The 13659-nt window shown below is 44.9% G+C and carries 14 protein-coding genes and 1 pseudogene; 12 read left to right on the top strand and 3 right to left on the bottom strand.

What is annotated here, in order from left to right:
- Positions 1-67 precede the first annotated feature (67 nt).
- The 3 genes from I2D56_RS03935 to I2D56_RS03925 all read left to right on the top strand — a co-directional run bounded on the left by I2D56_RS03935 (position 68) and on the right by I2D56_RS03925 (position 2322).
- Entirely contained in the window at positions 68-580 is a 513-nt protein-coding gene (locus I2D56_RS03935) for an adenine phosphoribosyltransferase (protein ID WP_123160176.1), read from the top strand.
- A 101-nt stretch (positions 581-681) separates the two neighbouring features.
- The gene (gene metA / locus I2D56_RS03930) at positions 682-1626 is read left to right on the top strand and encodes a homoserine O-acetyltransferase MetA (RefSeq protein WP_123160177.1); all 945 of its coding nucleotides are present in this window, start codon (positions 682-684) and stop codon (positions 1624-1626) included.
- A gap of 9 nt (positions 1627-1635) precedes the next feature.
- Complete coding sequence (locus I2D56_RS03925; protein ID WP_195348012.1) at positions 1636-2322, top strand: DnaD domain-containing protein; 687 nt, start codon at positions 1636-1638, stop codon at positions 2320-2322.
- 35 nt (positions 2323-2357) lie between these two features.
- Here the strand turns inward: I2D56_RS03925 and add are convergent.
- Positions 2358-3377, bottom strand: a pseudogene (gene add / locus I2D56_RS03920) (adenosine deaminase).
- A 137-nt stretch (positions 3378-3514) separates the two neighbouring features.
- On the opposite strand from add, the gene yghU reads away from it, so the two are divergent.
- From yghU to rfbB, 8 genes are all read left to right on the top strand, one after another.
- Positions 3515-4306, top strand: a complete 792-nt coding sequence (gene yghU / locus I2D56_RS03915; protein WP_195348011.1) for a glutathione-dependent disulfide-bond oxidoreductase — start codon at positions 3515-3517, stop codon at positions 4304-4306.
- 81 nt (positions 4307-4387) lie between these two features.
- A complete protein-coding gene (locus I2D56_RS03910) occupies positions 4388-5077 on the top strand; it encodes a tRNA (adenine(22)-N(1))-methyltransferase (RefSeq protein ID WP_195348010.1) in 690 nt (229 codons plus the stop codon).
- Positions 5064-5861 carry a Nif3-like dinuclear metal center hexameric protein gene (locus I2D56_RS03905; RefSeq protein ID WP_006596507.1) on the top strand — a complete coding sequence of 266 codons (798 nt, stop codon included), beginning with the start codon at positions 5064-5066 and terminating at the stop codon, positions 5859-5861. The genes I2D56_RS03910 and I2D56_RS03905 overlap by 14 nt, the downstream gene beginning before the upstream one ends.
- Positions 5862-5870: 9 nt before the next feature.
- Positions 5871-6959, top strand: a complete 1089-nt coding sequence (locus I2D56_RS03900; protein WP_006596506.1) for an NAD(P)/FAD-dependent oxidoreductase — start codon at positions 5871-5873, stop codon at positions 6957-6959.
- A 252-nt stretch (positions 6960-7211) separates the two neighbouring features.
- Complete coding sequence (locus I2D56_RS03895) at positions 7212-8036, top strand: ZIP family metal transporter (RefSeq protein WP_006597236.1); 825 nt, start codon at positions 7212-7214, stop codon at positions 8034-8036.
- A gap of 92 nt (positions 8037-8128) precedes the next feature.
- Entirely contained in the window at positions 8129-8998 is an 870-nt protein-coding gene (rfbA, locus tag I2D56_RS03890; RefSeq protein WP_006596504.1) for a glucose-1-phosphate thymidylyltransferase RfbA, read from the top strand.
- Entirely contained in the window at positions 8998-9591 is a 594-nt protein-coding gene (locus I2D56_RS03885) for a dTDP-4-dehydrorhamnose 3,5-epimerase family protein (RefSeq protein ID WP_023022979.1), read from the top strand. Before rfbA ends, I2D56_RS03885 begins: the two co-directional genes overlap by 1 nt.
- Before the next feature lie 316 nt (positions 9592-9907).
- Positions 9908-10954, top strand: a complete 1047-nt coding sequence (gene rfbB, locus I2D56_RS03880) for a dTDP-glucose 4,6-dehydratase (protein WP_195348009.1) — start codon at positions 9908-9910, stop codon at positions 10952-10954.
- A gap of 231 nt (positions 10955-11185) precedes the next feature.
- Here the strand turns inward: rfbB and I2D56_RS03875 are convergent, their stop codons facing one another.
- A complete protein-coding gene (locus tag I2D56_RS03875; RefSeq protein WP_229050179.1) occupies positions 11186-11584 on the bottom strand; it encodes a DUF6556 family protein in 399 nt (132 codons plus the stop codon).
- 113 nt (positions 11585-11697) lie between these two features.
- Positions 11698-12261, bottom strand: coding sequence for a hypothetical protein (locus tag I2D56_RS03870; protein ID WP_195348007.1), 564 nt, complete (start codon positions 12259-12261; stop codon positions 11698-11700).
- 240 nt (positions 12262-12501) lie between these two features.
- Between I2D56_RS03870 and I2D56_RS03865 the strand changes: the two genes are divergently transcribed.
- Complete coding sequence (locus I2D56_RS03865) at positions 12502-13644, top strand: cysteine desulfurase family protein (protein ID WP_123160188.1); 1143 nt, start codon at positions 12502-12504, stop codon at positions 13642-13644.
- Positions 13645-13659: the final 15 nt, after the last annotated feature.

Genomic DNA, 13659 nt, shown 5'->3' with positions numbered 1-13659 from the left:
TGATGCACGTTAGTAGAATTCATGGTATAATGGAATGTAAAAAATTTTTTATGAAAGAAAGTTAACCATGAATTTAAAAGATTACATTGCAAGCATTGAAAATTATCCACAAGAAGGGATTACCTTCCGTGATATCAGCCCTTTGATGGCAGATGGCAATGCTTATAGTTATGCGATTCGTGAAATCGTTCAATACGCAACGGATAAGAAAATCGACATGATCGTCGGCCCTGAAGCGCGTGGCTTCATCGTTGGATGTCCTGTTGCTTTTGAGTTGGGAATTGGATTTGCGCCTGTTCGTAAGCCTGGCAAGTTGCCACGTGAAGTTATCTCAGCGGACTACGAAAAAGAATACGGTGTGGATACCTTGACTATGCACGCTGATGCCATCAAACCAGGTCAACGCGTCCTCATCGTCGATGACCTCTTGGCAACAGGTGGTACAGTTAAAGCAACCATCGAAATGATTGAAAAACTCGGTGGGATCGTTGCAGGTTGTGCCTTCTTGATCGAGCTCGATGATCTCAAAGGCCGCGAAGCTATCGGAGACTATGATTACAAGGTCTTGATGCATTACTGATATAGTTTATAGCTATATCTAGATAGAGAAAAACCATAATTGAAAACTATATGCTCCTGTCTTATAATAAGAGGTAACAACTTGTAAGATGGGAGCTTTTTATGCCAATTACCTTAGATAAGAAATTACCAGCAGTTGATATTCTTCGCTCAGAAAATATTTTTGTCATGGATGATATTCGGGCAACTCACCAAGATATTCGTCCAATGAATGTTCTGATTTTGAATCTCATGCCGACTAAGGTAGCAACTGAGACTCAACTGTTACGCCTCCTGGCCAATACTCCCTTGCAGATCAATGTGGATTTCCTCTATATGACTAGCCATGAGTCTAAGACGACAGCAGCAGAGCATATGGAAATCTTCTATAAATCCTTCGAGGATATTAAAGAGAACTATTATGACGGCTTGATCATTACTGGAGCTCCGGTTGAGAAATTAGCCTTTGAGGAAGTGGATTACTGGGAAGAGTTAACAAAGGTCTTTGATTGGTCTAAACGCCATGTCTTTTCGACCTTGCATCTTTGTTGGGGTGCCCAAGCTGGTCTCTATTACCGCTACGGCATTGAAAAAGTAGCTCTGTGCGACAAGCTATCTGGGATTTATGAGCAAACCGTCCTGAATCCACAGAACCGTTTGATGCGTGGTTTTGACGATGCTTTTTTGGCCCCTCATTCACGTTATACGGATGTCCCCCTCAAAGAAGTGCTAGAAAAGAGCAATTTGCAAGTCTTAGCTCAAGGCAGTGAAGTAGGACTATCGATCCTGGCCAGTCCAGACCTTCGAGAGGTCTATAGTTTTGGCCATTTGGAATATGACCGTGATACCTTGGCCAAGGAATACCAGCGGGATGTGAAAGCAGGCTTGAATCCAGATCTTCCCAAGAATTATTTTGATCAGGATGACAGCAGTCGTGACCCTCGGATGCGGTGGAACTTAGCGGCAGCCAACTTCTTTAGTAATTGGATCAATTATGCAGTTTACCAAGAAACTCCTTATCGTTTGGAGGAGTTAGAAAAAGATATTTCATTTTATGGTTACCTATAAAGGGGTAGTATGACATATTCACAAGCATTTAAGTCGGGCAATTTGGTCTTACCAAGTGCCTTACTTTTCCATTATCAACACTTATTTAAAGACGCAGAGGATTTTCTGGTTTGGCAGTTCTTTTATTTGCAAAATACGACCAACCAATCCAGCCTCACGCCGAATCAAATTGCAGATGCGATTGGCAAGTCTGTCACAGAAGTGAACCAGTCTATGTCTCGCCTGACCAACCAAGGTTTACTCCAATATCGGACTATTGAGCTAGATGGAGAGATTGAAGTTCTTTTTGATGCGACTATTGCCCTCGAACGCCTGGATGACTTGCTTCAGAGTAGGACAGAGGCGTCTCAGCGTGGGCAAGACAAGCAGGCAGAGAATGAACTGGCTGATTTGGTCAAAACCTTTGAGCAGGAGTTGGGACGTTTATTGACTCCATTTGAAATCGAAGATTTGACACAGACAGTCAAACAGGACCAAACGGATCCAGACATTGTTAAGGCTGCCTTGAGAGAAGCTGTCTTTAATGGCAAGCCTCACTGGAAATACATCCAGGCCATCCTGCGCAATTGGCGACGTGAAGGCATTACTAGTTTGACACAATTAAAAATCAAACAGCAAGAGCGGGAAGCTCTTCAGCCTGAAAATGTCACTGTTTCAGATGATTTCTTACAGGCCATGGATTTATGGAAAGATTAAAAAAACTAGCACTCATAAAGTGCTAGTTTTTTCGTTTATAAATAGTCTGCGTAGGCTTTTTCTAGTTTGGTGAGGAGCTCTTGTTTTTCCTCGTCGCTAGCAAAGGAAGCCTGGATGGCATCGACATTGTGCTGGTAAAAGTCAGCTGGTGTCGTTTGGAAGTGCTGGTGGTAGAGGGCATACTCCTTGGTCAAATCCGTATCAGATACGGTCCGGTTATCGGTGTTGATACTGATATGGGCTTGTGCTTCCTTCATCTTGAGGTAAGGGAAGTCCTCCACAGTAGTAGCAGCCTTGGTTTGAAGGTTACTGGTCAAGCAGAGCTCACCGGTGACCCCGTTTTTCACAAACTCTTTTAGAAGCTCTGGTTCATAGGCAAGCAAGGTCACATGGCCATTTCGTTTGATGCCATAGGCCATGGATTGAGCAACATTGGCTGAACAGTGGCATTAACCCGCATGAAGGGTCATAGGACGGTTGTAACTTTTAACCTGTTGGATGAGGGCGTCAATGGTTTGTGGTGGATAGTGGTACTCATCGCCAGCGAAGTCAAAACCAACAAAATCTTGATCAGTGACCTGGTTGGCTTCTGCCAGGATGCGAGAGGTGAGTTCTTGATCGGACTGGCGCATGCCACAGACCAGGGCTTTTGCAACAATGCCAAATTCATCCTGGGCTTGGCGCAGTCCTTCGCAGACAGCATCGATAGTTTCTAGGACGGTAAGCCCTTGGTCCATGGACAATTCTGGGGCAAAACGAACCTCGATGTAGAGGACATTCTCCAGAGCAGCTTGCTTAGCCACATCGTAAGCAGCAAGGGTCAAGGCTTCCTTGGTTTGAAGGAGAGGGCGAATGTAGTCAAAGGCCTCCAAATAGTCTAAGAGATTCTCACAGTTGGCAGGCGCAGTGACATGGTGTTTGAGTTCTTCATCGCTAGCAGGAAGGTCAATATTGGCCATGGCTGCCAATTGGCGAATAGTCGGAAGTGACAAGGAACCGTCTAAGTGGCAGTGTAATTCTGTCTTTGCCAAACTATGAAAGTCAATTGTAGACATATTTTTTCTCCTTAAAATATATTTTTTCTATACTATCATTTTGCCAAGAAAAGTCAAGTAAAGCTAGCGTAGCAGATTTTTGAAAGTAGCGTCTGGATTTGATATGCTAGTAGTAACTCAGAAAAAGGAGAAAAGAGATGTCAGATTATCAATTACCGGAAGTATGGGAAGCATCGAGCCAAATGGGAGGAGCCTGGGGTGGCCTGAACCAACCAACAGCAGGTGCCCGTTTTGAACAAAGTCTTCCAAAAGGTGACCAGCCTTTCCAACTCTATACCCTTCCAACACCCAATGGGATCAAGGTGACTATTATGCTGGAAGAGCTCAAAGAGCTGGGAGTGGATGCAGGCTATGACGCCTATCGCATCAAGATTGGTGATGGGGATCAATTTGGCAGTGACTTTGTAGCCATTAATCCCAATTCAAAAATTCCAGCCATGTTGGATCAATCAGGAGAACCAGCCATTCGTGTCTTTGAATCAGCCAATATTCTCTTGTATCTAGCAGAGAAATTTGGGAAATTGATTCCGACAGATCCTGCTAAGCGGACAGAAGTGCTCAACTGGCTCTTCTGGCAGACAGGGGCTGCACCTTTCTTGGGTGGGGGCTTTGGCCATTTCTTCCACTACGCTCCTGAAAAAATTGAGTATGCCATCAACCGATTTGCCATGGAAGCTAAACGCCAATTGGACCTGCTTGACAAAGAATTGGCGACTAAACCTTATATCGCAGGAGATGACTATACCATTGCAGATATCGCCATCTGGTCCTGGTATGGCCGTCTAGCCCAAGACAAGGTCTGGGACCGAGCAGGAATTTTCTTAGATGTGAAGGAATACAAGCATTTGCAAGCTTGGACAGAGAAAATTGCCAATCGCCCAGCTGTGCAACGAGGCTTGGAAGTAGAATATAAGGAAATTGATGCATAAGGAAAAGGCGCTATCGCGCCTTTTTTTAATGGTGCAAACATGGTATACTAAAGGGTGGAATAAAAGTTTAGAAAGTAGCACATGGAATTTACGAAATTATCAAATCGCTTGGACTTGGTGGCTAGCTTCGTCCCAGCTGGAGCGCGTCTGTTAGATGTTGGAAGTGACCATGCTTATCTCCCAATCGCCCTTTTACAAGAAGGGAAAATTGAGGCTGCCATTGCTGGTGAGGTAGTGGAGGGCCCTTACCAATCCGCTCTTCAAAACGTCGCTGATAATGGCTTAGAAGACAAGATTGAAGTCCGCCTGGCCAATGGCTTGGCTGCATTTGAACCAACAGACGGCATTTCCTGTATCACCATTGCTGGCATGGGAGGCCGCTTGATTGCGGATATCTTAGCGGGTGGTCTTGAGAAATTAGCCGGTGTCTCACGCTTGGTCTTACAACCCAATAATCGGGAGGATGAATTACGAGCTTGGTTAGTAGACCATGATTTTCGCATTGTTGATGAAGCTATCTTAGAAGAAAATGAGAAGTTTTATGAGATCCTCGTGGTCGAACAGGGTTCTCAAGAGTTGACAGCTAAGGAATTGCGCTTTGGTCCGTATTTGATGATAGAACAAGCTCCAGCCTTTGTTCAAAAATGGTCCAAGGAAGTGGAGAAATTAGCCTTTGCCTTGGAGCAGGTCCCAGTTGAGAATCAGTCCGCCAGAGCATCGTTAGAAGAGCGCATCGCCCAAATCAAGGAGGTCCTAAATGCTAGCAAGTGAAGTTATCAAACGCTATGAAGCCTACTGTCCCCAGGAACTTTCCATGGAGGGAGATGTCCGTGGGCTACAGGTCGGGACGCTGCAAAAAGACATCAAGAAGGTCATGGTAGCCTTGGATATCCGGGAGCAGACGGTGGCAGAAGCCATTGATCATGGAGTGGACTTGATCATTGTCAAACATGCGCCCATTTTTCGTCCTATTAAGGATCTGGTTGCCGATCGGGCTCAAAATCAGATCTACATTGACTTGATCAAGCATGATATTGCGGTCTATGTCAGCCATACCAATATTGATATTGTTCCAGATGGATTGAACGATTGGTTCTGCCGGCTCTTAGAAATTGAAAATACAAAGCCCCTCAGCATGACAGGAGAAGGTCTAGGAATCGGCCGGATCGGTCAAGTGCGCACCCAAACCTTTGGCCAGTTGGCTCATAAGGTAAAAGAAACCTTTGGCTTAGATGCCTTACGCTTGGTTGGTTATGACCAGGCGGACCTGGATCGGATGATTGAGCGCGTCGCTATCTGTGGCGGAAGTGGCCAATCCTTTTACAAGGATGCTCTTGCTAAGGGGGCAGAGGTCTATATCACAGGAGATATCTACTACCACACGGCTCAAGACATGCTGAGCGATGGTCTCCTTGCCTTGGATCCAGGTCACCATATCGAAGTTCTCTTTGTGTCGAAACTAGTCGAAAAACTCAATCAGTGGAAGTCTGAAGAAGCGTGGGAAATCGAAGTGATTGGCAGTCAAGCCAGCACCAATCCTTTTTATCATATCTAAGGGGTTATCATGAAAGTTGCCATTATCGGTGCAGGGATTGTTGGATCCACTGCAGCCTATTATTTATCCAAGGAAGCACAGATAGATGTCACTGTCTATGATCACGGAGTTGGCCAAGCAACCAAGGCAGCGGCTGGCATTATTAGCCCTTGGTTTTCTAAGCGGCGAAACAAGGCTTGGTATCGTCTAGCTCGGCTAGGAGCTGATTTCTACCAAGAATTGGTAGAGGACCTAGCCAAAGACGGAATCAAAACAGACTTTTACCAGCAGACAGGGGTCTATCTTCTTAAGAAAAAGGAAGAGAAATTAGATGAACTCTATCAGTTGGCGCTGAGTCGACGGGAAGAATCTCCCTTGATTGGGGAATTGGCGGTTTTAACCAAAGAAGAAGTAGGTCAACAATTCCCAGGTCTGCAAGGCTTTGAACAGCTCCTTTATGCCACGGGTGGGGCCCATGTAGAGGGAGCCCTTCTAACGGAAACTCTCCTTAAAGCAAGTGGCGCAAGAGTGATCAAGGAAGAGGTTACTCTCTCCGTCACGGGTGATGGTTTTCAGATAGCAGGAGAGAGCTATGACCAAGTAATCCTAGCGACAGGAGCCTGGTTGGGGCAAATCCTTGAGCCACTTGGCTACCAAGTGGATGTCCGTCCGCAAAAAGGACAGTTGAGGGATTATCAGCTAGACCTAGATACGAATAATTATCCTGTGGTTATGCCAGAAGGAGAACTGGATATCATTCCCTTCCAGCAAGGCAAGATCAGTATGGGCGCTACCCATGAGAATGAGCTAGGCTTTGACCTAACAGTGGATCAAGCTTTGCTGAATCAAATGGAAGAAGAAGCCTTGACCTACTATCCAGAACTAGCTCAAGCGACAGTTGTCGGTGAGCGCGTAGGTACCCGGGCTTACACCAGCGACTTCTCGCCCTTTTGGGGAGCTCTTCCCGATCAAGCTGGTATTTATGTCGCTAGTGGACTTGGTTCGTCTGGCCTCACAACTGGTCCCCTTATTGGGTGGCACCTGGCCCAACTAGTGGCAGGAGGAAAGGTGCGCCTAGATCCAGCAGATTATCCAGTTGAACAATATGTGAAGAAGTAGGCTGGGACAAAAGTCCTAGCCTCTCAATTTTCTTTGGATTGTCGAGCAAGACGCAGTGGTTGAGTGGGCTCTACTACGCTGAATTCATCAGCTTTTACAGCCCTACTCAACTGTGCGGAGGTGGGACGACGAAATCGAATTCTAACGAATTACCGATTTCTGTCCCACTCTCTTTTTTTCGAAAGATCTTCCTTCATTCGGATAGAAATAGTAGAATAGAACAAGCGAATCAACAAGAAAATGGGAGTTGTTATGAATTGGGTTCAATCACAATCCGTGGTCTTACAGGCCTTTCTCGCAGGATTGTTTACATGGGGCTGTACCATCGTAGGGTCAGCCATTGTATTTTTCTTCAAGCATATTAGTCGAAAACTCTTGGACATCATGATGGGCTTCGCGGCTGGTGTTATGATTGTGGCTTCTTTTTGGTCCCTCTTGCAACCGTCTATTGAGTATGCGGAAAACTCCTATGGAAGTTTGGCTTGGTTGCCAGTGGCGATTGGTTTTCTAACTGGAGGATTCTTCCTCTGCTTGATCGACGTCATCGTCCCTCACCTTCATATGACGAAGGAGATTGAAGAGGCAGAGAGTATCCATACGCCGAGAGAGAAGAAGTTGTCTAAAACGACCCTCCTCTTTCTCGCTATTACCATCCACAATTTCCCAGAAGGCTTGGCGGTCGGAGTGGCCTTTGGAGCTCTGGCTAGTAATCCAAGTCCAGAAGCTTTTATCGGGGCGGTTGGTTTGGCCATTGGGATTGGCTTGCAAAATATCCCAGAGGGAGCTGCCCTCTCGATCCCAATCCGGACGGATGGAAAATCCCGTCTCAATGCCTTTTATTGGGGATCCATGTCAGCCATGGTTGAGCCAGTAGGAGCCCTGCTAGGAGCAGTTGCCGTCTTATCTATGACAGCCATCCTACCATATGCCCTCTCTTTTGCAGCAGGCGCTATGATCTTTGTAGTGGTCGAAGAGTTGATCCCAGACTCACAGACGAATGGCAACACAGATGTTGCGACCCTCGGTCTCATGGTTGGCTTTGTCATTATGATGATCCTAGACGTAGCTTTGGGATAAAGTGTCATCACCTTGCAACACAAATGCAAGGTGACTTTTTTATATAAACATGATAAAATAAGGGTAATGACTACGTAGAAAGGCCTAACATTATGAAAGGTATTATTTTAGCTGGTGGTTCGGGGACTCGTTTGTATCCTTTGACCCGTGCCGCTTCCAAACAGTTGATGCCCATTTATGACAAACCAATGATCTACTATCCACTGTCAACCCTTATGTTGGCAGGGATCAAAGATATCCTGATCATCTCAACTCCGCAGGATCTTCCTCGTTTTGAAGAGCTTCTTGGAGATGGTTCTGAACTAGGAATTTCCCTCTCTTATGCAGAGCAACCAAGTCCAGATGGCTTGGCGCAAGCTTTCATCATTGGAGAAGAATTTATTGGTGATGATCATGTTGCCCTCGTACTTGGAGATAATATCTTCCACGGAAATGGCTTAACCAAGATGTTGCAACGGGCGGAAGCCAAAGAAAAAGGCGCGACTGTCTTTGGTTACCAAGTCAAAGATCCAGAACGTTTTGGTGTGGTAGAGTTTGATGCGGACATGAATGCCGTCTCAATCGAAGAAAAACCAGAACATCCAAAATCGAATTTTGCAGTGACTGGGCTTTACTTCTATGACAATGATGTCGTAGAGATTGCCAAAAACATTAAACCAAGTCCTCGTGGAGAACTCGAAATCACAGATGTCAATAAAGCATATTTAGAGCGTGGAGATCTCTCTGTGGAGCTCATGGGCCGTGGCTTTGCTTGGTTGGATACAGGGACTCATGAAAGTCTCTTACAAGCTTCTCAATATATCGAGACGGTTCAACGCTTGCAAAATGTTCAAGTAGCCAACCTTGAGGAAATTGCCTATCGTATGGGCTATATCACTAAAGAGCAAGTCTATGAATTGGCGCAACCGCTGAAGAAAAACGAATACGGACAATACTTGCTCCGTTTGATTGGAGAAGCTTAATGACAGAACAATTTTTCGGAAAAGAATTAGCAGCCCGTAAAATCGAAGCTATCCCAGGTTTGATGGAGTTTGATATTCCAGTCCATGGGGACAACCGTGGCTGGTTTAAAGAAAACTTCCAAAAAGAGAAGATGCTTCCTCTTGGATTCCCTGAAAGCTTTTTTGCGGAAGGCAAGTTGCAAAACAATGTGTCTTTCTCACGCAAACACGTTTTGCGTGGCTTGCATGCAGAACCTTGGGACAAGTACATCTCTGTAGCGGATGAAGGAAAGGTTCTCGGAACGTGGGTAGACCTTCGTGAAGGTGAGACTTTTGGGAATACCTACCAAACTGTGATTGATGCCTCTAAAGGAATCTTTGTCCCTCGTGGCGTAGCCAATGGTTTCCAAGTGCTATCTGATAAAGTAGCCTATAGCTATTTAGTCAATGACTACTGGGCATTGGAACTCAAACCAAAATACGCTTTTGTCAACTACGCAGACCCAAGCCTAGACATCCAATGGGAAAACTTGGAAGAAGCAGAAGTCTCAGAAGCAGATAAGAACCACCCATTGCTCAAAGACGTCAAACCCCTAAAAGCAGAAGATTTGTAAGAATATAGCTCCTAAAACAATTAAGAAAATCATTATTTAGTTTTTAGCTTTGCTATAAACGAGCAAAGAGAGCTATATGCTTAGCTTTCCGCCGTGAGAAAAGCACCTGAACCATTGTGTTTCAGGTGCTCGGAAGTTTTGAGAGTAAAACAGTTCAGGGAACTGTTTTAGCCTGAGCCCGGAAATTAAAGAGCGAAGGGGCTCAAAACTTAGTCATGGAACTTCGCAGAAGTTCCATGACGTCCGTACTCACCTAAGGAAAGCTAAAAAAATTGATTTAAGGAACAATCAAAAGTAAAAACTATTTGGAGAAAAAATGACTGAATACAAAAACATCATCGTTACCGGTGGCGCTGGTTTCATCGGTTCAAATTTCGTACATTATGTCTACAACAACCATCCAGACGTTCATGTGACTGTCCTTGACAAACTCACATACGCTGGTAACCGTGCCAACATTGAAGAAATCCTTGGGGATCGTGTTGAATTGGTTGTTGGTGATATCGCTGACGCTGCATTGGTGGATAAATTGGCTGCAAAGGCTGATGCCATCGTTCACTATGCAGCTGAAAGCCACAATGATAATTCATTGAACGATCCATCACCATTTATCCACACAAACTTTATTGGTACTTACACACTTTTGGAAGCGGCTCGCAAGTACGATATTCGTTTCCACCACGTGTCAACAGACGAAGTGTATGGGGACCTTCCATTGCGTGAAGATCTTCCTGGACATGGTGAAGGTCCTGGTGAAAAATTTACTGCTGAAACCAAATACAACCCATCATCCCCTTATTCATCAACCAAGGCTGCTTCAGACTTGATCGTTAAGGCTTGGGTACGTTCCTTTGGTGTCAAGGCAACGATTTCCAACTGTTCAAACAACTACGGGCCATACCAACACATCGAGAAATTCATCCCACGTCAAATCACCAATATCTTGTCAGGAATCAAACCAAAACTTTATGGTGAAGGGAAGAACGTCCGTGACTGGATCCACACCAACGATCACTCAACAGGTGTTTGGGCTATTCTTACCAAGGGCCGTATCGGTGAAACATACTTGATCGGTGCTGACGGTGAAAAGAACAACAAGGAAGTGCTTGAGCTCATCCTTGAAAAAATGGGTCAACCAAAAGATGCTTACGACCGTGTGACAGACCGTGCTGGTCACGATTTGCGTTACGCTATTGATTCAACAAAATTGCGTGAAGAATTGGGTTGGGAACCACAATTCACAAACTTCGAAGCAGGTTTGGAAGAAACCATCAAGTGGTATACAGACAACCAAGACTGGTGGAAGGCTGAAAAAGAAGCTGTAGAAGCCAACTACGCTAAGACACAAGAAGTCATCAAATAAAAATAAGCCTCTGGTGATCAGGATTTCTGGTCGACTGAGGCTTTTCTATTATAGAAACGAGGCTGGGACAAAAGTCCTAGCCTCTCAATTGTCTTTGGATTGTCGAGCAAGACGCAGTGGTTGAGTGGGCTCTACTACGCTGATTTCATCAGCTTTTATAGCCCTACTCAACTGTGCGGAGGTGGGACGACGAAATCGAATTCTAACGAATTATTGATTTCTGTCCCACTCTCAATTAGCAGATGATTCGGTATCCGTAGCAGAAGGTGTTGTGTCTGCAGGAGCTTCACTGGCACTGGTTTCTACCTGTGATGAATCAGTTTGTTCAGAGCTTGCTTCGGATGCTTGGCTACTGCTAGCACTGGTATCCGTTCCTGTAGCACTTGAATCAGTAGCAGATCCATCCTTTTCATGGACAACAACAACGCTAGTAGAGCTATCTTTTTTCTCATCAGTCTTAGAAGTTGGTTTCATGATACTGTAAATAGTAAATGAAGTAACGATAATCCCGAGGAGACTGGCAATCGTTGCGACAATCATCTGAAACAAAGAAAGGCTCTGTTTCACTTTTTCGCTTCTAGATGGTCTGTTGCTGTCTTGGTGTTTTTCTTTTCGTGAGTATTGTGACATAATCTCTTTCCTTTTCATTTCATTTCATTTCATTTTTTTGTTCTTTAAAGTGAACACTTTAGTCATTATACGTTATTTTTATGAAAATGTCTAAAAAGAAATGAAAGAGATTTTTAAAATTTCAAATTGCTTTCAAACTGGACACTTTGTGACTCGCTTGCTTCAGAGGATGATGCAAAGTTTGCCTCTCCTTTTTCAGAGAGTGAAATTGGTTGGTTTGTTTTACTAGGCTGGCTGGTGATTTGATGGTTACTAAAACTAGAGGCATCATTAGGAGTGATAAACTGGCCATTTGCCTGAATCTCTATCTTGTTGGGGTCTGGGATAGAGTAGTCGATCCTTCCCTTGAATTCCTTGGTCTTTGAAATTACTCTTACATCTTTCACGCGGATGATGCGACGGAACCATCCATTGTATTCGACCAAGCATTTGAATTCGATGTGGCTATCAGATTCTCCTGGGATTGCTTGGGTAAGGGTCATTTCACGGAGGCTACCTTCATCTTCCCTAAAGTATGGCGGTTTATCTAAGGGCTGTTGTAGATCACACTGTCCTTTACCGTGACAGGCTAGTTGGGCAGAGGGAAGTGCAAATGGAAGTGGTGGTAGGACAGTGAGCAATCCTCCAAGAGCAAGACTTCCAGCTAGGACAATAGAAAGATAGATTGGTCGTTTCATGTTTGTCTCCTTTTATCATCTTTCGGGATCAGTTTAGTGGTTGAACAAATGTTTTAAAAGCCAGAACTTAGTTTTGTAAGCGTTTCACAAAACACTCCATCTTCATCATAAGCTATTTTGAGAAATTTACAAGTTTTCTGTCTGAAACTAGGAACAAAATGAAGCCTGCCAAATCCTTGTCCCTCCAACCTATAAATGTTACAATAAGATGATTGAAAATTGACTAGGAGAGAGTGGAAGATGATTTACTTTGATAATTCAGCAACAACCAAACCTTATCCAGAGGCCTTGGCTACCTACACGGAAGTCGCAAGCAAAATATGGGGAAATCCATCTAGCTTGCACAACTTGGGAAGTCAAGCGACTCGGATCTTGGAGGCATCTCGCAAGCAGATTGCTTCCCTCCTAGGCAAGAAAGCAGAAGAAATCTTTTTTACCTCGGGTGGGACAGAAGGGGACAACTGGGCTATCAAGGGAGTTGCTTTTGAAAAAGCTCCTTACGGGAAGCACATGATTGTCTCAGCTATTGAGCACCCAGCTGTGAAGGAATCAGCTCTCTGGCTACAAGGTCAGGGATTTGAGGTGGATATTGCTCCTATTGATGCGCATGGCTTTGTCCAAGTGGAAGAGCTGGAAAAACTTTTGCGCCCGGATACAACCCTTGTTTCGATCATGGCCGTCAACAATGAAGTGGGTTCTATCCAGCCTATTCAAGCCATTGCGGATCTACTAGCAGATCGTCCGACCATCACCTTCCATGTCGATGGGGTTCAGGCACTAGCTAAGATTCCAACCGCTCTCTACCTACCAGAACGGGTGGATCTAGCGACCTTCTCCAGTCATAAGTTCCATGGACTTCGTGGGGTAGGCTTTCTCTACCTTAAAGAAGGAAAAAAGATTAGCCCTCTCTTAACTGGTGGAGGACAAGAAAAGGACCTTCGTTCGACGACTGAGAACTTAGCTGGGATTGCGGCGACAGCCAAGGCCTTGCGCTTGGCGATGGAGCGTCAAGAGGACTTTGAACGCAAATGCCATCAGTTGAAAGAAGTCATCCGTGAAGAACTAGCCCATTATCCAGATGTGACTATCTTCTCTGGAGATGAAGGATTTGCGCCTCATATCTTGACTTTCGGCATCAAAGGAGTGCGAGGAGAAGTCATCGTCCATGCTTTTGAGGAGTATGAGATTTATATTTCGACAACCTCTGCCTGCTCTTCCAAGGCTGGGAAACCTGCTGGAACCCTGATTGCTATGGGAGTCGACAAGGCTCTGGCACAAACAGCTGTCCGTCTCAGTCTCGATCTCGAAAATGATATGAGTCAGGTCGAGCAATTTTTGACCAAGTTCAAGCTGATCTATGAAAAGACACGAAAGGTGCGTTAAGGAAAAGAAAAGGAA

This window comes from Streptococcus australis (assembly GCF_015553625.1).
In the GTDB taxonomy this organism is placed as follows: Bacteria; Bacillota; Bacilli; order Lactobacillales; family Streptococcaceae; genus Streptococcus; species Streptococcus australis_B.
Note: the sequence above shows the minus strand (reverse complement) of the source record. Positions and strands in the feature narration are given on the sequence as shown.